General features: G+C 73.0%; 17 protein-coding genes. 10 read left to right on the top strand and 7 right to left on the bottom strand.

Going from position 1 to position 21237, the window contains the following annotated elements; genetic code table 11:
• Positions 1 to 134: 134 nt before the first annotated feature.
• The 9 genes from V6U90_RS11550 to V6U90_RS11510 all read left to right on the top strand — a co-directional run bounded on the left by V6U90_RS11550 (position 135) and on the right by V6U90_RS11510 (position 11159).
• A complete protein-coding gene (locus tag V6U90_RS11550) occupies positions 135 to 812 on the top strand; it encodes a Crp/Fnr family transcriptional regulator (RefSeq protein WP_007073398.1) in 678 nt (225 codons plus the stop codon).
• Between the two features lie 111 nt (positions 813 to 923).
• Positions 924 to 1673, top strand: a complete 750-nt coding sequence (locus V6U90_RS11545) for a metallophosphoesterase family protein (protein ID WP_334434353.1) — start codon at positions 924 to 926, stop codon at positions 1671 to 1673.
• Between the two features lie 245 nt (positions 1674 to 1918).
• Positions 1919 to 2542, top strand: coding sequence for a TetR/AcrR family transcriptional regulator (locus V6U90_RS11540; RefSeq protein WP_334434351.1), 624 nt, complete (start codon positions 1919 to 1921; stop codon positions 2540 to 2542).
• Between the two features lie 112 nt (positions 2543 to 2654).
• Positions 2655 to 3464: a TIGR03084 family metal-binding protein gene (locus tag V6U90_RS11535; protein WP_334434349.1), complete on the top strand. Its 810-nt coding sequence runs from the start codon at positions 2655 to 2657 to the stop codon at positions 3462 to 3464.
• Positions 3461 to 5161 (top strand): acyclic terpene utilization AtuA family protein, encoded by a 1701-nt coding sequence (locus V6U90_RS11530; protein ID WP_334434347.1) that lies wholly within the window; start codon positions 3461 to 3463, stop codon positions 5159 to 5161. Before V6U90_RS11535 ends, V6U90_RS11530 begins: the two co-directional genes overlap by 4 nt.
• Positions 5158 to 6297 (top strand): acyl-CoA dehydrogenase family protein, encoded by a 1140-nt coding sequence (locus V6U90_RS11525; protein ID WP_334434345.1) that lies wholly within the window; start codon positions 5158 to 5160, stop codon positions 6295 to 6297. Before V6U90_RS11530 ends, V6U90_RS11525 begins: the two co-directional genes overlap by 4 nt.
• Positions 6298 to 6325: 28 nt before the next feature.
• Positions 6326 to 7927, top strand: a complete 1602-nt coding sequence (locus V6U90_RS11520) for an acyl-CoA carboxylase subunit beta (RefSeq protein WP_334434343.1) — start codon at positions 6326 to 6328, stop codon at positions 7925 to 7927.
• A 12-nt stretch (positions 7928 to 7939) separates the two neighbouring features.
• Positions 7940 to 9979 (top strand): acetyl/propionyl/methylcrotonyl-CoA carboxylase subunit alpha, encoded by a 2040-nt coding sequence (locus V6U90_RS11515; RefSeq protein ID WP_334434341.1) that lies wholly within the window; start codon positions 7940 to 7942, stop codon positions 9977 to 9979.
• Between the two features lie 19 nt (positions 9980 to 9998).
• Positions 9999 to 11159 carry an acyl-CoA dehydrogenase family protein gene (locus V6U90_RS11510; RefSeq protein WP_334434339.1) on the top strand — a complete coding sequence of 387 codons (1161 nt, stop codon included), beginning with the start codon at positions 9999 to 10001 and terminating at the stop codon, positions 11157 to 11159.
• Positions 11160 to 11333: 174 nt separating this feature from the next.
• Here V6U90_RS11510 and V6U90_RS11505 read toward each other — a convergent pair whose 3' ends face one another.
• The 3 genes from V6U90_RS11505 to V6U90_RS11495 all read right to left on the bottom strand — a co-directional run bounded on the left by V6U90_RS11505 (position 11334) and on the right by V6U90_RS11495 (position 13966).
• Positions 11334 to 12347 carry a hypothetical protein gene (locus V6U90_RS11505; RefSeq protein ID WP_334434337.1) on the bottom strand — a complete coding sequence of 338 codons (1014 nt, stop codon included), beginning with the start codon at positions 12345 to 12347 and terminating at the stop codon, positions 11334 to 11336.
• A gap of 8 nt (positions 12348 to 12355) precedes the next feature.
• Positions 12356 to 13309, bottom strand: coding sequence for a transporter substrate-binding domain-containing protein (locus V6U90_RS11500; RefSeq protein WP_334434335.1), 954 nt, complete (start codon positions 13307 to 13309; stop codon positions 12356 to 12358).
• A 177-nt stretch (positions 13310 to 13486) separates the two neighbouring features.
• Positions 13487 to 13966 (bottom strand): hypothetical protein, encoded by a 480-nt coding sequence (locus V6U90_RS11495; RefSeq protein WP_334434333.1) that lies wholly within the window; start codon positions 13964 to 13966, stop codon positions 13487 to 13489.
• 90 nt (positions 13967 to 14056) lie between these two features.
• On the opposite strand from V6U90_RS11495, the gene V6U90_RS11490 reads away from it, so the two are divergent.
• A complete protein-coding gene (locus V6U90_RS11490) occupies positions 14057 to 14389 on the top strand; it encodes a hypothetical protein (protein ID WP_334434331.1) in 333 nt (110 codons plus the stop codon).
• 109 nt (positions 14390 to 14498) lie between these two features.
• On the opposite strand, the gene V6U90_RS11485 is transcribed toward V6U90_RS11490, so the two are convergent.
• The 4 genes from V6U90_RS11485 to V6U90_RS11470 all read right to left on the bottom strand — a co-directional run bounded on the left by V6U90_RS11485 (position 14499) and on the right by V6U90_RS11470 (position 21185).
• A complete protein-coding gene (locus tag V6U90_RS11485) occupies positions 14499 to 16037 on the bottom strand; it encodes a serine/threonine-protein kinase (RefSeq protein WP_334434329.1) in 1539 nt (512 codons plus the stop codon).
• Positions 16038 to 16068: 31 nt separating this feature from the next.
• Positions 16069 to 16524, bottom strand: coding sequence for a hypothetical protein (locus V6U90_RS11480; RefSeq protein WP_334434327.1), 456 nt, complete (start codon positions 16522 to 16524; stop codon positions 16069 to 16071).
• Between the two features lie 90 nt (positions 16525 to 16614).
• Positions 16615 to 20361: an adenylate/guanylate cyclase domain-containing protein gene (locus V6U90_RS11475; RefSeq protein ID WP_334434325.1), complete on the bottom strand. Its 3747-nt coding sequence runs from the start codon at positions 20359 to 20361 to the stop codon at positions 16615 to 16617.
• Positions 20358 to 21185 (bottom strand): MBL fold metallo-hydrolase, encoded by an 828-nt coding sequence (locus V6U90_RS11470; RefSeq protein WP_334434323.1) that lies wholly within the window; start codon positions 21183 to 21185, stop codon positions 20358 to 20360. The genes V6U90_RS11475 and V6U90_RS11470 overlap by 4 nt, the downstream gene beginning before the upstream one ends.
• Between the last annotated feature and the right edge of the window lie 52 nt (positions 21186 to 21237).

Genomic DNA, 21237 nt, shown 5'->3' with positions numbered 1-21237 from the left:
CGGTTGCCCCCGGATCAAGATTCCCAGGGGTGCGGCTCTGATTGCTGCTCACGTGCGCCTAGACTGGCGGCGCGCGACGGATCAGCGACCGGCGGACCCGGCCGATGGACGGCACGCGTAGGCGGAGGTGCGCGATGGACGAGGTACTGGCCCGCAGCGGGATCTTCCAGGGAGTCGACCCGGAGGCTGCCGAGGCGCTCGCGAAGGAGATGGAGACGATCGAGGTCCGCAAGGGCGAGGTCGTCTTCAACGAGGGCGAGCCCGGTGACAGTCTCTATATCCTCCTGTCCGGGAAGATCAAGGTGGGTCGGCGGGCCGCCGACGGGCGGCAGAACCTGATCGCCGTGATGGGGCCCTCGGACATGGTCGGTGAGCTGTCGCTCTTCGATCCCGGGCCGCGTACGGCGACCGCCACGGCGGTGACCGACACCCGCCTGGTCCGGCTGCGCAAGCAGGCCCTCCGTCCGTGGCTGAACAACCGCCCGGAGATCGCCGAGCAGTTGCTGCGGGTGCTGGCCCGCCGGCTGCGGCGGACCAACGACTCGCTCGCCGACCTGATCTTCACGGACGTGCCGGGTCGGGTGGCAAAGAACCTGCTCCAGATGGCCGGCCGGTTCGGTACCCGGGACGGCGGCGTGCTGCGGGTGACCCACGACCTGACCCAGGAGGAGATCGCCCAGCTCGTCGGCGCCTCCCGGGAGACCGTCAACAAGGCACTGGCCGACTTCGCCTCGCGCGGCTGGCTGCGGCTGGACGGCAAGAGCATCATCATCCTCGACCCGGAGCGCCTGGCCCGTCGCGCCCGCGTCTGACCTGATCAGTGCCAGTGGGGGTCGCCTTCCGGCGGCCCCCACTTCGCATGATCGGTTCTGCTGGAAGCAGACATTCTCGACACTCGGTCGGCACTCCGGCAGTCTGGGCCAATGTTCGACCGCGTAGCTGTCCTCTCCGACATCCACGGGGTGCTGCCGGCTCTGGAGGCGGTACTCGCCGAGCCGGATGTCGTCGCCGCCGACCGGATCGTGGTGACCGGCGACATCGCCGCCGGCCCGCAGCCGGGGGCGGTGCTCGATTTGCTGACCGGGTTGGGCGACCGGGTGGTCTGGGTACGCGGTAACGCCGACCGGGAACTGGTGGCGATCCGGCAGGGTGGCGGGTGCACGATCCCGGACCCGATCGCACCATGGGCCGCCGGCCAGCTCACCGGCGGGCAGCTCGCCCTGTTGGCCGCTCTCCCGCTCACCGTCACCCTGCCGGTGGCCGGCCTCGGCGACGTGCTCTTCTGCCACGCCACGCCCCGCGACGACGAGGAGGTGGTGCTGGTCGACTCGCGGCTGGAACGCTGGGCGGAGGTGCTGGCGGGCGTGCCGGAGCAGATCCGGACGATCGTCTGCGGGCACACCCACATGCCGTTCACCCGGCTCGTCGACCGGCGGGTGATCGTCAACCCGGGCAGCATCGGAATGCCGTACGGCCGGGTGGGTGCAAACTGGGCGCTGCTGGGGCCGGGGGTGCAGCTACGGGTCACCGGGTTCGATGTCGAGGCGGCGTGTGCCCGGGTGGCCGCCGACTCCGGCTATCCCGCAGCCGCCGAGTGGGCCGACTACTTCCTGCACTCCCGCGCCTCGGACGTCGACGCGCTACGGGCCTTCGGCCCCCGCGACGGCCGCTGACCCGGGCCCGGAGAGGACAGGAACGCAAGGTGGGTGGGCTCGCCTCGCCGACCGCCACGGCCTGCTCCATCAGTCACAGTACCCGGGTATGACCTTCTGCGGGCCGAGGGCCGCAGAGTGGAACCTGGGCCGGTCGCAGGTTGAAAATCGACAGCCGTTGCCCGTCCTCCTCCGCGCTCTGCCCCGTCGGGCAGAGAGAAAAAGTCAAGCTTGACTGTTTGTTTTTTCCGGCGCACGCTGTCCCGGTGCCGTCCACATCGACCCGCGTCCCTCCCCCGGAGCGGATACCGCAGCAGGAGCGCAGCCGTGCCACCCGGGCCCGGCTGCTGGAGGCGACCGTCGACTGCCTGGTGGAGCACGGCTGGTCCGGCACCACCACGACCGTCGTCGCCGCCCGGGCCGGTGTTTCCCGGGGTGCCCAGTTGCACCACTACCCCACCCGCGCGGCGCTGGTGACCGCTGCGGTCGTGCACCTGACCGAGCGGCGGGCCGAGGAGCTGCGGGCCGAGGCGAGCACCCTGCCCACCGGCCCGCAGCGGCTGGACCGGGTGGTCGACATGCTGGCCGCCGCGTTCACCGGGCCGCTGTTCGTCGCCGCCCTGGAGCTGTGGGTGGCCGCGCGTACCGACCCGGAACTGCGTGCGGCACTCGTCCCGCTGGAGGCGCGGGTCGGCCGGGAGATGCACCGGCTCACCGTCGACCTGCTCGGGGCGGACGAGCGGCTGCCCGGCGTACGCGAATCGGTGCAGGCCACCCTCGACCTGCTGCGCGGGCTCGGGGTGGCCAACCTGCTCTCCGACGACTCGGCCCGCCGTACCGCACTGCTGTGCACCTGGAAGCACCAGCTCGCCGCGATCCTCACACCCTGACCGACCGCTCAGCACACCCCGCACGTCCTGCACCACGCGATCCGCACGCCCCGAACCACGCGATCCGCACGCCCCGAACCACGCGATCCGCACGCCCCGAACCGGAGGCCCGATGGTGGACCTGGAAACGCTGCTCGTGGATCTCGCCGACGAGTCGGCCGAACTGGACGCGCTGGTGGCCCCGCTACCGGTGGCCGACTGGGCCCGTCCCACCCCGGCACCGGGCTGGACGGTCGCCCACCAGATCGCCCACCTGGCCTGGACCGATCAGGTGTCCCTACTCGCTGCCACCGACCCGGACGCGTTCTACCGCACGGCTGCCGCCCTGGCCGAGGAACCGGACACGTTCGTCGACCGGGGCGCCGAGGAGTTCCTCGCCCCGCCGGCCGAGCTGTTGTCCCGCTGGCGTGCGGTCCGGGAAGGGCTGGCCACAGCGCTGCGCCAGGTCCCGGCCGGGGAGAAACTGCCCTGGTACGGCACCCGGATGTCGGCCACCTCGATGGCCACCGCCCGGATCATGGAGACCTGGGCGCACGGCCAGGACGTGGCCGACGCACTCGGTGTCGCCCGTACCCCCACCGCGCGCCTACGGAACGTCGCGCACCTCGGCTTCCGTACCCTCGGACACGGTTTCGCCACCCACGGCCGTGCCGAACCGACGGCGCCGGTCCGGGTCGACCTCGTCGCGCCCGACGGCGCGACCTGGAGCTACGGGCCGGCGGACGTGGTGGACCGGGTGACCGGGCCGGCCCTGGACTTCTGCCTCCTGGTCACCCAGCGCCGGCACCGGGCGGACCTGGCCCTGCTCGCCACCGGCCCGGTCGCCGACGAGTGGCTGAACGTGGCCCAGGCGTTCGCCGGCCCACCGGGTGCCGGCCGCGAACCAGCCGCCGGGTCCGTCCCCCGTGGGACGGCGACATGATCCGCATCGGCAACGCCTCCGGCTTCCACGGCGACCGGTTCTCCGCCTGGCGGGAGATGCTCGACGGCGGCGAACTGGACGTGCTGACCGGCGACTACCTCGCCGAGCTGACCATGCTGATCCTCGGCCGGGACCGGCTACGCGATCCGGATCTCGGTTACGCACGGACGTTCCTGCGGCAGGCCGAGTCGTGCCTCGGCGCCGCACTGGAACGCGGGGTCAGGCTGGTCACCAACGCCGGAGGGCTCAATCCGGCCGGGCTGGCCGCCGCGCTGGAGTCGCTCTGCGCGAAGCTCGGGCTGACCGCCCGGATCGGGTACGTCGAAGGCGACGCCCTGCCCCGGCCGGACGCGCTGACCGCCAACGCCTACCTGGGTGCCTTCGGCATCGCCGCCTGCCTGGCCGACGGGGCGGACATCGTGGTCACCGGTCGGGTCACCGACGCGTCCCTGGTGGTCGGGCCGGCGATCGCACACTTCGGCTGGGGCCGGGACGACCTGGACGCCCTGGCCGGGGCGACCGTGGCCGGGCACCTGATCGAGTGCGGCGCGCAGGTGACCGGCGGCAACTTCAGCTTCTTCACCGAGCTGCCCGACGGTGGCCGGCGGCCCGGATTCCCGATCGCCGAGCTGTACGCCGACGGGTCGGCGGTGATCACCAAGCACCCCGGGACGGGTGGTGCGGTGACCGTGGAGACGGTCACCGCGCAACTGCTCTACGAGATCGACACGCCGTACTACCTGGGGCCGGACGTGGTGACCCGGCTGGACACGGTGGCCCTCGCCCCGGACGGCCCGGACCGGGTACGGCTGCGCGGCACCCGGGGACTCCCGCCGCCGGCCACGCTCAAGTTGGGGGTGAACAACCTCGGCGGGTTCCGCAACTCGATGACGTTCGTCCTCTGCGGACTGGAGATCGAAGCCAAGGCGGCCCTGGTCCGGGCACAGATCGAGGACGCGGTGGGCCCGGTCGGGCTGGAGTTCGTCCTGGCCCGCACCGACCACCCCGACTCGTCGGTCACCGAGACGGCGAGCGCGCTGCTGCACGTACACCTGCGCGACGGCGACAAGGCGCGGGCCGGTCGGGCCTTTTCGGCGGCGGCGGTGGAGCTGGCCCTGGCCTCCTATCCCGGCTGCACGCTGACCACGCTCCCCGGCGACGCCACCCCGTACGGCGTCTTCACCGCCGACTCCGTACCACAGCCGGCGGTCCCGCACGTCGCCGTGCTCCCGTCCGGCGAACGGGTCACCATCCCACCCCCTCAGGAGTGTTGGGAAGGGCCCCTTCCTATACCGGATCCGATAAGCGGGGGCCTTTCCCAACACTTCAGCCGGCGGCGCGGGCCGCTGGGCGAGTTGGTCGGCGCCCGGTCCGGCGACAAGGGTGGGGACGCCAACCTCGGCGTCTGGGCCCGCACCGACCCGGCGTACGCCTGGCTGCGCGGCTGGCTCACCGTCGACCGGCTACGGGAGTTGCTGCCGGAGACCGCCGGGCTGCCCGTCGAGCGGTACGACCTGCCGAACCTGCGCGCGGTCAACTTCGTCATCCGGGGCCTGCTCGGGCAGGGGGTGGCCGCGTCCACCCGGTTCGACCCGCAGGCCAAGGCGCTCGGCGAGCTGCTCCGGGCCCGGATCGTCGACCTGCCGGCGGTCCTCGCCCCGGGCGACGCCACCGACGGGACGGGGACCGGGGGGTGACCATCGTGGACACCCCGGAGCGGCGGCAGCTACGGGAGCTGACCCGGCGGTTCGTGCAGCAGGAGGTGCTACCGCACCTGGACTCCTGGGAACGGGCCGGCGAGATACCCCGGGAGCTGCACACCCGCGCCGCCGGCCTGGGCCTGCTCGGCATCGGCTTCCCGGAGTCCGTCGGCGGCAGTGGCGGTGACCTGCTCGACCTGATCGTGGTCACCGAGGAGCTGATCCAGTCGGGCGGCTCGTCCGGGCTGGTCGCGGCGCTCTTCACGCACGGCATCGCGCTGCCGCACATCGTTGCGCACGGCAACCCCGACCTGATCGACCGGTACGTGCGTCCGACCCTGGCCGGCGAGCTGATCGGCGCGCTGGCGGTCACCGAGCCCGGCGGCGGCTCCGACGTGATGGGGGTACGCACCACCGCCCACCGGGACGGCGACCACTGGGTGGTCAACGGCGGGAAGACGTACATCACCAGCGGGATACGCGCGGACTTCGTCACCACCGCGGTCTGTACCGGCCATCCGAGCGCCGGGCCGTTGGCGTTGCTGGTGATCGACCGGAACACGCCGGGGTTCACCGTCGGGCGGCGGCTGGAGAAGTTGGGCTGGCACTGCTCGGACACCGCCGAGCTGTTCTTCTCCGACGTCCGGGTGCCAACCGGCAACCTGGTCGGTGACGAGAGCGGGGGTTTCCTCGCCCTGATGCGGCACTTCGCCACCGAGCGGCTCTCCCTGGCCACCCAGGCGTACGCGACCGCGCGGCGCTGCCTGGACCTTACCGTGTCGTGGTGTCGGGAGCGGGAGACGTTCGGTCGCCCGCTGGCCGGCCGGCAGCTTGTCCGGCACCGGCTCGCCGAGATGGCCACCCGGATCGCCGCCGCCCGGACGTACGTGCACGAGGCGGCGACCCGGGTCGTGGCCGGTGAACCGCTGGTGACCGAGGTGGCGATGGCGAAGAACATCGCCGTGGCCGCCTGCGACTTCGTGGTCGACCAGGCCGTGCAACTGCACGGCGGCTTCGGCTACCTGCGGGACGCCGAGGTGGAGCGGCACTACCGGGACGCCCGGATCCTCTCCATCGGTGGCGGCACCACCGAGATCATGAACGAGATCATCGCGAAGGGAATGGGCCTGTGAACGTACCCGATGGTCCGGGGATGCCGCGATGACCGTCCTGACCAGCGCGGTGGACCCGCGCGGTACGGCGTACCAGGCGAACCGGGCGGCGATGCTGGCGCGGCTCGGGGAGCTGGAGGCGGCGCTGGATCTGGCCCGCGCCGGAGGTGGCGAGAAGTACGTCGCCCGGCACCACGCCCGGGGCAAGCTGCGCCCCCGGGAGCGGATCGAGCTGCTGCTGGACCGGGACAGCCCGTTCCTGGAGCTGTCGCCGGTCGCCGGGTACGAGACCGACTTCCCGGTCGGGGCGAGCGTGGTGACCGGCATCGGCGTGGTCGAGGGCGTGGAGTGCCTGGTCGTCGCGAACGACCCGACGGTACGCGGCGGCGCGGTGAACCCGTGGTCGTTGAGGAAGACCCAGCGGGCCGGGGAGATCGCGCTGGCCAACCGGCTGCCGATGGTCAACCTGGTGGAGTCGGCCGGGGCGGACCTGCCCAGTCAGGCGGAGATCTTCATTCCCGGTGGCCGGGTGTTCCGGGATCTGACCCGGCTCTCCGCCGCCCGGATCCCCACCATCGCGGTGGTCTTCGGCAACGCCACCGCCGGTGGCGCGTACGTGCCGGGCATGTGCGACCACACGATCATGGTGCGGGACCGGGCGAAGGTCTTCCTGGCCGGTCCACCATTGGTGAAGATGGCGACCGGTGAGGTGACCGACGACGAGTCGCTGGGCGGGGCGGCGATGCACGCCACCACCTCCGGGCTCGCCGACTTCCTCGCCGAGGACGAACGGGACGGTATCCGGCTGGCCCGGCAGTGCGTCCGCCGGCTCAACTGGCGCAAGCAGGGCCCGCCGCCGCGCACCCTGCGGCCCGCCGCACCGAGGTACGACCCGGAGGAGCTGCTCGGCATCGCCAGCGCCGACCTGAAGGTGCCGTTCGACCCGCGCGAGGTACTGGCCCGGCTGCTGGACGGCAGCGAGTTCGACGAGTTCAAACCCGGGTACGGCAGCGCCCTGGTGACCGGCTGGGGCGAGCTGCACGGCTATCCGGTCGGCGTACTGGCCAACGCCCGGGGGGTGCTGTTCAGCGCGGAGGCGCAGAAGGCGGCGCAGTTCATCCAGCTCGCCAACGCCGCCGACACCCCGCTGGTCTTCCTCCAGAACACCACCGGCTACATGGTCGGCACCGAGTACGAGCAGCGCGGCATCATCAAGCATGGCGCACTGATGATCAACGCGGTGTCCAACTCGACGGTGCCGCACCTGACGGTGAACCTCGGTGCCTCGTACGGGGCGGGCAACTACGGCATGTGCGGTCGGGCGTACGAGCCACGGTTCCTGTTCACCTGGCCGAACGCGAAGTCGGCGGTGATGGGGCCGGCACAGCTCGCCGGGGTGCTGTCGATCGTGGCCCGGCAGGCCGCCGAGGCGAAGGGCCGGCCGTACGACGAGGACTCCGACGCGGCCATGCGGCTGATGGTCGAGCAGCAGATCGAGTCGCAGTCCGGGGCGCTGTTCCTCTCCGGCCGGCTCTACGACGACGGCGTGATCGATCCCCGGGACACCCGTACCGTCCTCGGACTCTGCCTCTCTGCCATCCACAGTGGACCGGTGCGGGGCGCCGACAACTTCGGCGTCTTCCGGATGTGAGGAGCAGCAAACATGATCAGGAAACTCCTCGTCGCGAACCGGGGCGAGATCGCCCGCCGGGTCTTCGCCACCTGCCGCACCCTGGGCATCGGCACGGTCGCGGTGCACTCCGACGCCGACGCGGACGCCCCGCACGTCGCGGACGCGGACCTGGCGGTCCGGCTGCCCGGGAACGCACCAACCGACACGTACCTGCGGGCGGACCTGGTCATCGACGCGGCCCGGCGGTCCGGTGCGGACGCCGTGCACCCCGGGTACGGCTTCCTCGCCGAGAACGCCGACTTCGCCGCCGCCGTGGTCGACGCCGGACTGACCTGGGTGGGGCCGCCCGCGAAGGCGATCGCCGCGATGGGCGACAAGATGGCCGCGAAGGCACTGCTGGCCGAGGCCGGGGTACCGATGCTGCCGACCTTCACCGATCCGGACCAGATCACCGGGTTCCCGGTGCTGGTGAAGGCGTCCGCCGGGGGCGGCGGGCGCGGCATGCGCATCGTCCGCGAGCCGGCGGAACTCGCCGACGCGGTGGCGTCGGCCCGCCGGGAGGCGGCCGGCGCGTTCGGCGACGGCACGGTCTTCATCGAGCGGTACGTCGAACGGTCCCGCCACGTCGAGGTACAGATCTTCGGCGACACTTACGGCACGGTGGTCAGCCTCGGTGAACGCGAGTGCTCGATCCAGCGCCGGCACCAGAAGATCGTCGAGGAGGCACCGGCGGTCATCCCGCCCGAACTGCGGCAACGGCTCGCCGACGCGGCGGTCGCCGCCGGCCGGGCGGTCGGCTACGTGGGCGCCGGCACGGTCGAGTTCCTGCTCGCCCCGGACGGGGAGTTCTACTTCCTGGAGATGAACACCCGGCTCCAGGTCGAGCACCCGGTCACCGAGTGTGTCACCGGGCTGGACCTGGTCCGGCTGCAACTGCTGGTCGCCGAGGGCGGACCGCTGCCGGTCACCGACGCGCCGCCGACCATCGGCCACGCGATCGAGGTACGGCTCTGCGCCGAGGATCCGGCCGCCGGTTTCCTACCGGCCACCGGCACCCTGCACCGGTTCGCCGTGCCGCAGGTGGCTGCCAAGTTCACCCCGCTGGCCGCACCGGGTCTGCGGCTCGACTCCGGGGTACGCGACGGCTCGGTGGTGGGCGTGCACTACGACTCGATGCTGGCGAAGCTGGTCGCCTGGGCGCCGACCCGGGCCGAGGCGGCCCGGCTGCTGGCCGGCGCCCTGACCCGGGCCGAGTTGCACGGGGTGACCACGAACCGGGACCTGCTGGTCCGGGTACTGGACAGCGACGAATTCCGGGCCGCCGAGATCGACACCGGGTTCCTCGACCGGCATCCCGGGGTGTTCACCCCGCTGCTGCCCGCCGGGGGCGTACGCCTCGCCGCGCTGGCCGCCGCGCTCGCCGGGGCCGCAGCCCGCCGGGCGGACGTACCCGTGCTGGCCGGGCTGCCGTCCGGCTGGCGCAACGTGCCGTCGGTGCCGCAGCACTGCCGGTTCGCCGGCCCGGACGGCGAGGTGGAGGTGACCTACCGGCTGGACCGCTCCGGGGCGCTGGCCGGCTGGTCGGCGGACTGCCCCGGACCGTCCCTCCCGGCGCGGCCGACCGGGCCGGCAGCTCCGCCGGAGCCGGTGGTGGTGCCGGTGTCGGCGTCCCCGGAGCCGGAGGTGGTGCTGGTGTCGGCGTCCCCGGAGCGGGTGCTGTTGGACGTGGACGGGGTGCGCCGCCCCTGCACGGTGCACCGGGTGGGCGCCGACCACCTGGTGGCTGACGCGGAGGGGACGGTCACCCTCACCGAACTGCCGCGCTTCCCCGAGCCGACCGCCGAGCTGGCTGAGGGTTCGCTGGTCGCCCCGCTGCCCGGCACGGTCAGCCGGGTGCACGTCGAGCCGGGTCAGCGGGTCGCCGCCGGTGAACTGCTGCTGACCCTGGAGGCGATGAAGCTGGAGCATCCCGTGCTCGCCCCCGCTGGCGGGGTGGTCGCCGAACTGCCGGTGCCGGTGGGCGGCCAGGTCGACACCGGCACCGTGCTCGCCGTCGTCTCGTCCGAGTAGACACCTCTGGGAGTGCCCGATGAACTTCGACCTCACCGACGAACAGGACCAGCTCCGCGACGCCGTACGGGCGTTGGGCCGGCGGTACGGCCACGGATACTTCGTGGCCAAGGCCAGGGCCGGCGAACACACCACCGAGCTGTGGGACGAGGCCGGCCGGCTCGGCTACCTCGGGGTCAACATCCCCACCGAGTACGGCGGTGGCGGCGGCGGGATCATCGAACTGGCCATCGTCTGCGAGGAACTGGCGGCGGCCGGCTGCCCGCTGCTGCTGCTGGTGGTCTCCCCCGCCATCGCCGCCACGGTGATCGCCCGGCACGGCACCGGGGAGCAGCGGCGGCAGTTCCTGCCCGGGTTCGCCGACGGCTCGCTGAAGGTGGTCTTCGCGATCACCGAGCCGGAGGCCGGGTCCAACTTCCACCGGCTCGGTACGGTGGCCCGCCGGGACGGCGACGACTGGCTGCTCTCCGGCCGTAAGTGCTACATCTCCGGCGTCGACGAGGCGCAGTTCGTGCTGGTCGTCGCCCGGACCGAGGACGCCACCACCGGGAAACTCAAGCCGGCGCTGTTCGTCGTACCGACCAACGCGGCGGGACTGACCCGGTCGAAGCTGGACATGGAGATCGTCTCCCCGGAGAACCAGTTCCTGCTCTACCTGGACGACGTACGGCTGCCCGCCGACGCGCTCGTCGGTGATCTCGACTCCGGCCTGCCGGCACTGTTCTCCGGGCTGAACCCGGAACGGATCACGGTGGCCGCGATGGGCGCCGGCACCGGCCGGTACGCCATCGAGCGCGCCTCGGAGTACACCGCTACCCGGAAGGTGTGGGGTGGCCGGACGATCGGCTCACACCAGGGGGTGGCGCACCCGTTGGCGCACGCGGCCGTGCAGGTGGAACTGGCCCGGCTGATGATCTACAAGGCGGCCACCCTCTACGACGCGGGGCGGGACCTGGAGGCCGGGGTCTCCGCCAACATGGCCAAGTACGCCGCCGGGGAGGCCGCCGCGCTCGCCGTGGACACCGCCGTCCAGGTGCACGGTGGTGCCGGCATGACCACCGAGTACGGCGTGGCCACCCTGCTCGGGGCGGTACGCGCCGGTCGGATCGCCCCGGTCAGCCGGGAAATGATCCTCAACTTCGTCGCCCAGCACGTCCTCGGCCAGGACAAGTCGTACTGAGCAGGGCGGCTAGGTCGAGCTGCACACCGGGCAGCCCGGCACTGTCGAGCTGCTGGCACCGATGGAGCGCTCCAGATGTGCCAGCAGCTCGACAGCGTCGCCGCCGTCAGCAGGAGGTCGGGGCCACGCCGTCAGGCACGAGGTCCGGACCGCAGGGGTGGACCCGGCCCGGGCTCAGCCGGGTACTGCGGTGCGGCAGGCGGCGTCCAGGCGCTGCACCGGACGGACCCGGCGGCCCAGTCCCTCCAGCAGCGAGTCGTCGACGTGGAAGTCGCGGACCCAGAGCCGGTGGCGGGGCAGTTCCGCCTCGGTGGGACAGAGCACCTGCCCACCGACCCGGTCCACCGGCACGTACCGCACGCCGCCGCGTTCCTGGAGGATCACCACGTTGACGTCGTCGGTGGTCACCACGTGTCCCCGGATGTCCTCGGTCCCGCCGGTGCCGTCGTCGACGGTGGTCACCGTCAACGGCAGCACCGGTGAGGTGATCACCGGAATGGCCGCCCAGACCAGCATCGCCAGGACGGCGGTCTGCGTCCCCACCGCGAGCGGCGGCACCACCAGCCGGGGTACCGGTCCGGTGATGGCGAGCGCCAGCAACGGTGGCGCGACGAACAGCAGCACTGCGACCAGTTCCTCCTGTACCCAGGCGTCGAGCACGGTGGGCAGCAGCAGCCAGTAGTACCCGCCGAGCAGGACGACGAGGAGCAGGATCCGGGGTACCGGCCGTTCGTGCAGGCGGTCCGGGCTGAGTTGGAGGGTCGCAGCGAGCGCCGGCAGCAGCAGCGGCAGGTAGAGGATGTGCCAGGTGGCCACGGCCACGGCGAAGCTGGCGCCGATGAACCAGGCCGGGGTGATGTCGAGCCAGCGGGCGAAGAGCGGTCGGCGGAAGCCGTCCAGACGGGCGGCGCTGACCGCGAGCACCGAACCGATGGAGAAGACCGCCACCAGGCCGGTGGAGACGAACCGCGCGGCGGTGGTGAACATGCCGGCGACCAGGTTCACCGGGCCGACGTTCGCCACCAGCAGCAGGGTGGTCTGCAACTCGCCGCCGGCCTCCACGCCGAGGCGCAGCACCGAGAAGACCGCCGGCACGCCGACCACCACGGTCCAGAAGGACTGACTGGAGCGTTCCCGGCGGACCACCGCATCGTCGACGGCCGGGGCTGGGCCGGTACGTTGTTCCACCGTCGCGGTCATTGGCTGCGGGTCTTGTCGTCGAAGTCGACCAGCTCCGGGACGTTCTGCGGGGGCGGCTGCTTCCGGCCCGGTTTCACGTAGTTGCCCAGCGTGGCGTTGTAGGCCGCCTGCCAGGGGTTGGCCTCCCCCCTGCGGCTCGCCAGGTAGCTCTTGTGCAGGAAGAACGCGATCAGATCCCGCAGGTGCGGATCGGTCTTCGGCACGCCGACACCGAGCAGCTCGGTGGCGCCGAAGGGCATGTCGACGATCTCGAACTGGCCGGGGTGCTGGTAGCGGAACCCGGCGAGGATGGTCTCGTCCGAGCTGACCACGTCGTACTGGTTGTTGAGGATGCCGTCGACGCACTCCCGCACGGTCGCGCGCGTCGCCGGCTTGATCCCGAGTCTGATCAGTTCCTGCTGGCTGGTCGATCCACCGCTGGCGCAGACCCGGACCCCTTCGCCGCTCAGGTCGTCGATGGTGCGGATCCGGTCCCGGAGCCGGACCGGGATCAGCACCTCCTGGGTGGTCACCAGGTAGGGGCCGGCGAAGCTGACGTCCTTCTCCCGCTCCTCGGTCATCGAGAAGGCGGCGACCACGAAGTCGACATCGCCGCTCTGCAACGCCTCGATCCGCTTCTCGGTGCCGAGTTGGACCAGGGTGACCGCGTCGTCGACACCGTCGAACGCCCCGTTGACCCGGTAGCCGAGCGACTCGGCGATGTACCGGGCGATCTCCACGTCGAACCCGCTGTAGACACCGTTGCGCTGCTCGCTGAGCAGCGGTTGGGAGATCCCGATGCCGATGGTCAGTTTCGACTGCCCGTTGATGTGGGTCTTCTCCATTTTCTCCCGCACGGTCGGGATGGAGCGCTCATTCTCCTGGCAGCCGGCGCCGGCGGCGAGGGCCAGGGTCAGGGTGACCGACAGGGCGGTGGCGATGGACCGGAAACCGGCCGGTGTTCTGTTCATCGGCGTCCTCGTCCTGGTGACGAATCGAACGCTCAGCGTAGCGGCCCGCGTCACGGAGCGCGATCGTCCGGACGGACCTCCGCCGGAGGCACAGTGGACTGCCCGACCTGCGGGAACGTCGCCCACCGTGATGATCTTGGAAAGGCCGAGCGGAGGGCGCCACCGACCGCTCCCGGGTCACCGACCGGACTCGACCTCGGCGACCCAGGCCGGGATCTTCGCCGGATCGTCCCGCTCCCCCAGCGGCGGCAGGCTGTACGAGTCGACCACCCGCCATCCGTCGTCACCGCCCGGCACCATCAGCAGGTACGCGTCGATCTCGCTCTCGAACAGCCCGATGCCGAAGACCTCACCGGCGTCGACCCGCCCGACCGGTACCGCGCAGAATGCCCCGGGCACCGGGGTCACCTCCGCGCACCGGCCGACGAACCGATGGTCACCACCGGGGTTCCCGGCGTCGAGGAACGCGTCGACCGCCTCGACGAACGGCAGGTACCCGCCTCCCGGCCCGGGCGTGCCAGAGGGCGTACCACCCGGCTGGCCGGACACCGGTACCGCAGGTGACGACGTGCCGGGAGTGTCCGGCCCGCAGCCGGTCACCAGCAACAACAGCCCAGCGCCCAGTACGGCGCCGGTCCTCCGCCCCGCACGCCCCATCGGACCCGCCCCTCCCGTTCAAATGATCTTGGGCAGGATGGTAGCGGAGGTGGGGTGGACGAGTCGCGTCCACCAGGGGATCATCGGATCGTGAAGCGCCCCGGTACGGCCAGCAGCATCGCGCTCCTCGCCGCTCTCGGCTCGGTCGGCCTGGTGGTCGCCATCGTCCTGGTGGAGGGCAGCCTGACCAAGGTCGCCCTGTCCCTTTTCGTCGTACTACTCGCGATGGTCTGCACTGCGGCCCTCGGCGCGGCGCGAAACCGGCCGCCCGAGCCGGAACCGCCCGCTCCGGCGCCCGTCGAACGGCCGGCGGGCCGGCGGACCGGCGCACAGATCGACGCGACGACGCTGGAGGCGCTCACGCCGATCCGGGACCACCAGGGTCGACGCGGACCCGCCGGGCCGTTGCAGCGGCACCCCTGACCGGTCACCGACCGATATCGTCCCTACCTGACAGTGATGAGGCCGATGGTGGGGGATGCTGTCCGCTGTGCGGGTACCGGTCGAACGCCCGGCCATGCGGGGCCGCTGGTCAGCCGTTGGTGAGCGTCGGTCCGCTGAGCGCGTCGGTCCCCCGGCCGGCCAGGCAACGGTAGGTACGGTCGCCGGCCGTCGACCCGGTCGGCGGGAGCACCTCGAACCGCCAGCCGGTGGTGGTCAGCAGTCCGGTGGTCAACCGGAAGGTGACCACGTTGCAGACCCGTCGTACGGTCGGGTCCTCGGTGACCCGCCCGTGGTCGGTCGCCGGCACCCCCGGCGGCAGATCACCCTCGGCGTAGCTCTCCCAGGTGTGCGTCCCCTGGCAGGGCACCTGCTCCGCCTCGGCCCGCCGCCGGGTGATCTCCATCGGACCGAAACACTCCAGTTCGGTGGAGCAGCGACCACCGCCGGGCAGGGTCACCAGGCAGCCCGGCAGCGCACCACCGCCCCGGTACGAGGGCGTGTTGACGACGCTGCCGGCCACGCTGGGTGAGGGACCCGGCTCAGCGGGGCCGCTGGCCAGCCACGCCCCGGCGGTGGCCGAGGCGGCCAGGGCCAGCACCCCGACGCCACCACCGAGGAACCAGCGTCGACGGCGCCGGGCCGGCGGGGTGGGTACCGTCGGGTGGCTGTCCTCCACCGGCGGCCGAGGGGTGGGACGGCCGGTCGTGGTGTGGGTGTGCTGCCCACCGGTGTACCAGCCGACGGTCGGGCCGCCGGAGTTCGGCGTGACCGGCGGCGTGGGCAGCGGGGTGGGAGCCGGTGGCCCGAGTTGCAGACGGGCCAGCAGGTCACGCAACTCGACGGCCGACGGCCGGGCGCCCGGATCGTTGGCCATCCCGGCACGGAGCAGGTCGATCAGCTCCCCCGGCACCCCGGGCAGCCCGGGCAGCGGCTGGTGGAACATCTCCAGCACGGTGACCAGACTGGGGTTTCGCTCCGACTGCCAGCGGGGCGGCCGGCCGTGCATGACCGCGTAGAGGGTGGCGCAGAGCGCGTACACGTCGACGGCGGGCGACGGGTCGTGGTGGCTGAACATCTCCGGTGGCGCGTACGCCGGGGTCAGCACCTCCAGCGTGACCGTCGGATCCCGGACCTCGGCCAGGACGGCGAGCCCGAAGTCGGCCAGGACCGCCGGGTTGAAGTGCGAGTAGAGGATGTTGGCCGGTTTGACGTCGCGGTGCAGCACCCCGGCCGCGTGCGAGTGGGCGAGCGCATCGGCGATCTTCACCCCGAGGTCGCGGGTCTCCACCGGGCCGAGCGGCGAGGTACGCATCCGCTCGGCGTACGAGCCGTCGCAGAGCTCCATGATCAGATACGGGTGCTGGTCCGGGGTGACCCCGACATCGAAGAGGTCCACGACGTGCGGGTGCGACGACATCCGGCCGGCCGCCCGGGCCTCCCGCAGGAACCGGGCCTGGTCCCGCTCGCTGTCCAGGGTGCGGTTCTCCACCTTGACCGCCACCTCGCGGCCGACGGACATCTGGGTCGCCCGGTACACGGTGGCGTAGCCGCCCCGGGCAAATACCTCCAAATCCGTCAATCCAGGCACGACGGGCAGCGGCAGCGCGCCGGGCGGGGTGTCGGTCACGGCTCTGAAAATACCCAACCGGTCCGACTGCTCAGCGTCCCGCGTCCATGGACGCGACGAGCGGGGTCGACGGGCGACCCGGCGGACGGCGGCTGTCGTACCAGAGTCCCCATCCGGTGAGCAGCGCGCCGACCCCCTCCCAGGCCGCCACGCCCGCGAACCGGCCGGGTGTCACCCCGATCAGTACCAGGGTCAGGAACACGGTGCAGGTGAGCAGGCGGAAGGGCACCGTGAACCGGTAGAACGGACGCCACTCGGTGGCCACCGCGACCAGGTAGTAGACGCCCATGTTGAGCGACGCCATCGAGGACGCCGCCATGAACGTCCGGGTGTGGTCGCCGGACGCCCGCTCCCCGGGCGCGAGGGCCTCGAAGCCGAGCAGACCGAGCAACGTCTCCGGCCGGACCAGACCGACGATCCCGAGCACCAGGGCGATCAGGCCGAAGACCGCGATCGTCCAGCCCGCGACGGAGCGGGGCAACGACATGGCGATCCTCCCGGGAGGGGCGACGGTGGTGCCGACACCATTGTGGACAGCACCTGCGACCGGTGGTGGGACCGGTGTGGAACTGCCACGCTAGCGGGTCGCGCCGGCTGGGGCATCACCGGAACCGACAGCCTCTGCGGACACCCCGGCCAGCCGGGCGCGCAGGGCGTCCGCCCCGGCCCGTTCGCCGCGCTGCTCGGTGGCGTACGCCAGTCGTACCGCCTCGTCGGCGGCGGCCAGCGCGTCGTCGTCGTGGCCGTTGGCGGACAGGGTCTCGGCCAGCACCTCGGCGGCGATCACCCGGCTGCGCACGTCCTCCGCCGGTGCGGCCACCGCCCGGCGGGCCCAGTCCAGCGCCTGTTCCCGCTGCCCGATGGCGAGCAGCGCGGAGGCGTACCGGGCCAGGGTCTGCCGACGGGAGAAGAGCAGGGCGGGTACGTTGGCGGCGGTCGCGACCGGGGCGAGCAGCCCGACGGCGGTACCGGCGTCACCGGCAGCGAGCCGGGCCGTGGCGAGCAGCACCCGTGGCCCGACCTGGGCCGGTGCCTGCGGGTTGTGCGGCTCGACCGCCGCCAGTACCGCCCGGGCGTCCCGCTCCGCCGCGACGACGTCACCGGAGTCCAGGGCGACGAAACCGCGCAGTGTGCCGGCCATCCCGGTGAGCAGCGGGTGCGCGGTCCGTCCGCCGAACGCGAGCGCGTCGGTGAGCAGGTCCGCGGCATGTTCCGACTCGCCGAGCCCACGGGCCACCACACCGCGTACGACCAGCGCGAAGCCCCGACCCCAGTCGTCCGAGGCGGCGGCGAAGTCCCGGTACGCCCGCCGTGCCTCCCGGTCGGCCTCGGCGAGATCGCCCAGCTCGGCGGTGGCGAACGCCTCCACCGCACGCAGGGTGCCGACCGCCCACGCCTCACCGACCCGCTCCCCGAAGGGCAGGAACACCCGGGCCAGCCGGCACGCCTCACCGAGCCGGCCAGCGAGCAGCCGGGCGAACGCGGTGGTGCCGCGCAGCCAGGCCCGCCCGTACGGGTCACCGAGCTGGGCGAAGAGTCGGGCGGCCCGGCCGAGCACGGCGTCGGTACCGGCAAAGTCGCCCCGGGTGGTGGTCACCCAGGCCAGGCTCTGCAACGACCATGCCTGGCCGGGTACGTCCTTCGCGGCCAGGCTGACCTGGTACGCGGCGGCGAGGCGGCTGCTGGCCTGACCGAGCCGGCCGCCGATGAAGTCGGCCATGCCGAGCCGGCGCATCGCCGAGGCGCGCTGACCCGGCAGTCCGGCGGCGGTGGCCACCTGTAGGGCCTCCTGCCAGGTGTCGACGGCCCGTGGCCGGTCCCCGAGGCTCTGGTACGCCTGCCCGGCCACCAGCAGTGCACTGGCCCGGGTGCCGCTGTCGTCCCCGGCGTTGGCGCCGATCTTCTCGGCGTAGGCGAGGGCCTCGGCGGTCCGGCCGACCTGGAGCAGCGCGCGGGCGTGCACCAGCCGGTCGGCGGCGGAGACGAGTTCCCCGGCGAGCGCGGCGGCGCGTTCGGCGTACTCGACCGCGGCGACCGGCTCCCCGGCGGAGAGCGACCGGCGGGCGGACCGGCCGAGTGCCGCCACGCCCAGCGGGGCGACCGTACGCGCCACCGCGTCCGGTCGCAGCCCGACCGCGTCGGCGAGCGTGGTGGCCCGTTCGACGTGATCGGCGACGAACGCGTCCCGGACCGCCTCGGTCATGCCGGCCGGTGGGGCCACCCCGGTGCTGGTGCCGGCGGCCGGCGGGGCCGCCCAACGGGCCAGCGTGGCGTGCCGTTCGGCGAGGTCGGCCTTGCTGATCCCGGTGTAGGTGGCCTCCCGCATCAGCGGCGTGGCGAACGCGTAACCGGCGCGGGTGCGGTGCAGCATCCGGCGTTGCAGTAGTTCCTCGACGGCCCGGTCCAGTTCGACGGCGACCACGGCGGCGGGCCGACCGTCCCGGCCGGACCGGCGTTCCTGCAACGCCTCCAGGGCACCGGCGGGCACGGTGTCACCGACCACCGCCGCGTCCCGGAGCACCGACCGCGCCTCGGTGGGGAGCGCGTCGATCCGGGCGGCGAGCACGGCGGCCAGGTCCCGGGAGAGCAGTCGGCTGCCGAGCGACCCGGGGACCAGGCGCCAGAGGGTCGTGCCCCCGGCGCCCACCCCGTTGGGCCCGGACCCGGCCCGGTCGGCGCCGGCACCACGGGTACCCCGGTCGGCGCCGGCGCTGCGGGCGGCCCGGTCGGCGAGCGCGGCCCGGTCGGTGACCGGGGTGAGCGCGCCCCGCTCCATCAGCAGCGTGACCAGTTCGGCGAGGTAGAACGGGTTGCCCTGGGCGGTGGCGAGCAGCCGGTCGGCGTCGGCCTGGGGCAGCCTGCCGCCGTTGAGATAGGTGGTGAGCAGCCGGGCGGCGTCGGCGCCGCGCAGCGGCGGCAAAGCGTGCACCTCGGCGTCGGCGACCCGGGTCAGCGTGCCGGCGGTACGGACCAGCTCGGGCCGGCCGAAGAGGAGCACCAGCACCGGCCCGGTGAGCCTGGAGAGGGCGCCACCGAGGGCGTTGATGGTCTCCGGGGTGGCATCGTGCAGATCGTCGACGATCACCACCAGCGGAGCCTCGGCGGCGAGCCCGCTGAGCAGCTCGGCCACGGCGGTGGGTAGCGCCTCGGCGTCGGGCGTCGGCCCGGCCGAGGCCCATTCGCCGGCCGGGGCGGTGCCGCCGTGGCCGGTCGGCAGTTCGGCGTAGCCGAGCAGGCCGAGGAGCTGGTCGACGGCGATCGGTGGCGGGTCGGGACGTAGCCGGGCCAGCCGCTGGCCGAGACGGCGCAGCCGCTCCTCCACCACTGCGCGGGTGACCGCGGTGGCGTTGTCACCCGGCAGACCGACCGCGGCCCGGACCAGGTCGGCGAGGGGCGCCAGCCGCCGCCGTTCGCCGAACGCCACGCAGCGGACCGAGAGCACCCGGGCACCGGTGTGCGCGGCGTACCGGCCGGCGCCCACGTCGTACCCGGCCGCGAGCCGTTCCGCCTCGGCGGCGAACCGGCTCTTGCCGATGCCGGCCTCGGCGGTCATCAGCAGTACCCGGGGTTCACCACGGTCGATGACCTCGGCGAGCCGGCCGGCGACCCGGCCGATCTCGGTCTCCCGGCCGACGAAGGGCGCCTCGTCACCGAGCCCGGAGCGGGTACCCGGCGCGTCCAGCAGGCCGAGCAGTTCGTACGCCTCGACCGGCTCCCGTTTGCCCTTGAGTTTCAGCGGTCGCAGGGCACGCCAGGAGGCGACGTGCCGGGTGGCGGCGGCGGTACGCGAACCGGCGTAGACCGCACCGATGGCGGCGGCGTCGGCGAGCCGGGCGGCGGTGTTGACGGTGTCACCGATGACGGTGTACTCGATGGCGGCCTGGATGCCGGCGATGACGTCGCCGGTGTTCAGCCCGACCCGCAGGCCGAGCGGTGCGCCGCCGCCCCGTTCGTCGTCGAGTACCCGTCGGACGGCCCGCTGCATGGAGAGCGCGGCCCGTACGGCGCGTTCGGCGTCGTCCTCGTGGGCGACCGGGGCACCGAAGACGGCCATGATCCCGTCCCCGGTGAGTTTGTCGACGTGTCCACCGAAGGTCTTCACCGCGCCGGCCAGCGCGGCGAGCACCCGGTCGGTGACCGCGCCGACCCGTTCCGGGTCGAGGTCCTCGGACCAGGAGGTGAAGTCGGAGAGGTCGCCGAAGAGCACGGTGACCACCCGCCGTTCGGCGGCCGGCAGGGTCGCGGCGGCCGGCAGCGCGGCTCCGCAGTTGTGGCAGAACCGGGCGCCGGGCACAGCAACGGTTCCACACACCGGGCAGGTCACGGCTGGTCCAACCCACCGACCCCGGGGTCGGATTCCCGCGCCAGGTAGGCGAGTTGGGCGCGGACGGACCACTCGGCGGCGGGCCAGAGCGCCCGGTCCACGTCCGCGTAGACCCGGGCGACCACCTCCAGGGCGGTGCTGGCGCCCCCGGCGACCGCTGCCCGGACCTGGTCGAGCCGGGCCCGGCGGTGGGCGAGGTAGAAGTCGGCGGCGACACCGCAGTCGGCCAGCGCCGGGCCGTGTCCCGGCAGGGCCGGGATCCCCCGGTACGTCGAGAGCAGCTCCAGGCTGGCCAGGTAGTCGCCCAGGTCGCCGTCGGGGTGGGCGACCACGGTGGTACCCCGACCGAGGATGGTGTCCCCGGTGAACACGACCCGCTCACCGGCGCACTCGACGAGGAAGCAGACCGAGTCGCCGGTGTGCCCGGGGGTCGGGACCAGCTCGATCCGGCAGCCGGCTCCGGCGGGTGCCGTCCAGGAGCCGGTCAGGGGGGCACCGCCAATGGTGTGCGCCGGGTCGACGGCGAGCACGGGTACGCCGTCGAGCAGTTCGTGCAGGCGACGGACGCCGTCGGTGTGGTCCGGGTGTCCGTGGGTGACCAGCGCCAGTCCGACCGGGGTGTGCGCGGCGATCCGGGCCAGGTGCCCGGCGTCGTCCGGCCCGGGGTCGATCACGATCGAGTGCTTGCCGCCCGGGGGACGCAGTACCCAGGTGTTGGTGCCGTCGAGCGTCATCGGGCCCGGGTTCGGGGCGCGCAGCAGCGTCACCCAGCCCGGGAGCCCGTCGGCGAGCGCAGCCGCCGGTGCCGTCACATGCCCCGCCATGGCTGTGATCGTACGACCCCGCCGGCAACTCCCCGCGATCTTGCAGTTCCGG

Origin of the sequence: Micromonospora sp. CPCC 206060, from assembly GCF_036906895.1 — a bacterium.
GTDB lineage: Bacteria > Actinomycetota > Actinomycetes > Mycobacteriales > Micromonosporaceae > Micromonospora.
Note: the sequence above shows the minus strand (reverse complement) of the source record. Positions and strands in the feature narration are given on the sequence as shown.

Coding starts and splice junctions, on each gene's coding strand:
- V6U90_RS11515 (WP_334434341.1), top strand. CDS start 7,940: ATGATCAGGAAACTCCTCGTCGCGAACCGGGGCGAGATCGCCCGCCGG.
- V6U90_RS11550 (WP_007073398.1), top strand. CDS start 135: ATGGACGAGGTACTGGCCCGCAGCGGGATCTTCCAGGGAGTCGACCCG.
- V6U90_RS11510 (WP_334434339.1), top strand. CDS start 9,999: ATGAACTTCGACCTCACCGACGAACAGGACCAGCTCCGCGACGCCGTA.
- V6U90_RS11545 (WP_334434353.1), top strand. CDS start 924: ATGTTCGACCGCGTAGCTGTCCTCTCCGACATCCACGGGGTGCTGCCG.
- V6U90_RS11535 (WP_334434349.1), top strand. CDS start 2,655: ATGGTGGACCTGGAAACGCTGCTCGTGGATCTCGCCGACGAGTCGGCC.
- V6U90_RS11530 (WP_334434347.1), top strand. CDS start 3,461: ATGATCCGCATCGGCAACGCCTCCGGCTTCCACGGCGACCGGTTCTCC.
- V6U90_RS11500 (WP_334434335.1), bottom strand. CDS start 13,309: ATGAACAGAACACCGGCCGGTTTCCGGTCCATCGCCACCGCCCTGTCG.
- V6U90_RS11480 (WP_334434327.1), bottom strand. CDS start 16,524: ATGTCGTTGCCCCGCTCCGTCGCGGGCTGGACGATCGCGGTCTTCGGC.
- V6U90_RS11520 (WP_334434343.1), top strand. CDS start 6,326: ATGACCGTCCTGACCAGCGCGGTGGACCCGCGCGGTACGGCGTACCAG.
- V6U90_RS11495 (WP_334434333.1), bottom strand. CDS start 13,966: ATGGGGCGTGCGGGGCGGAGGACCGGCGCCGTACTGGGCGCTGGGCTG.
- V6U90_RS11470 (WP_334434323.1), bottom strand. CDS start 21,185: ATGGCGGGGCATGTGACGGCACCGGCGGCTGCGCTCGCCGACGGGCTC.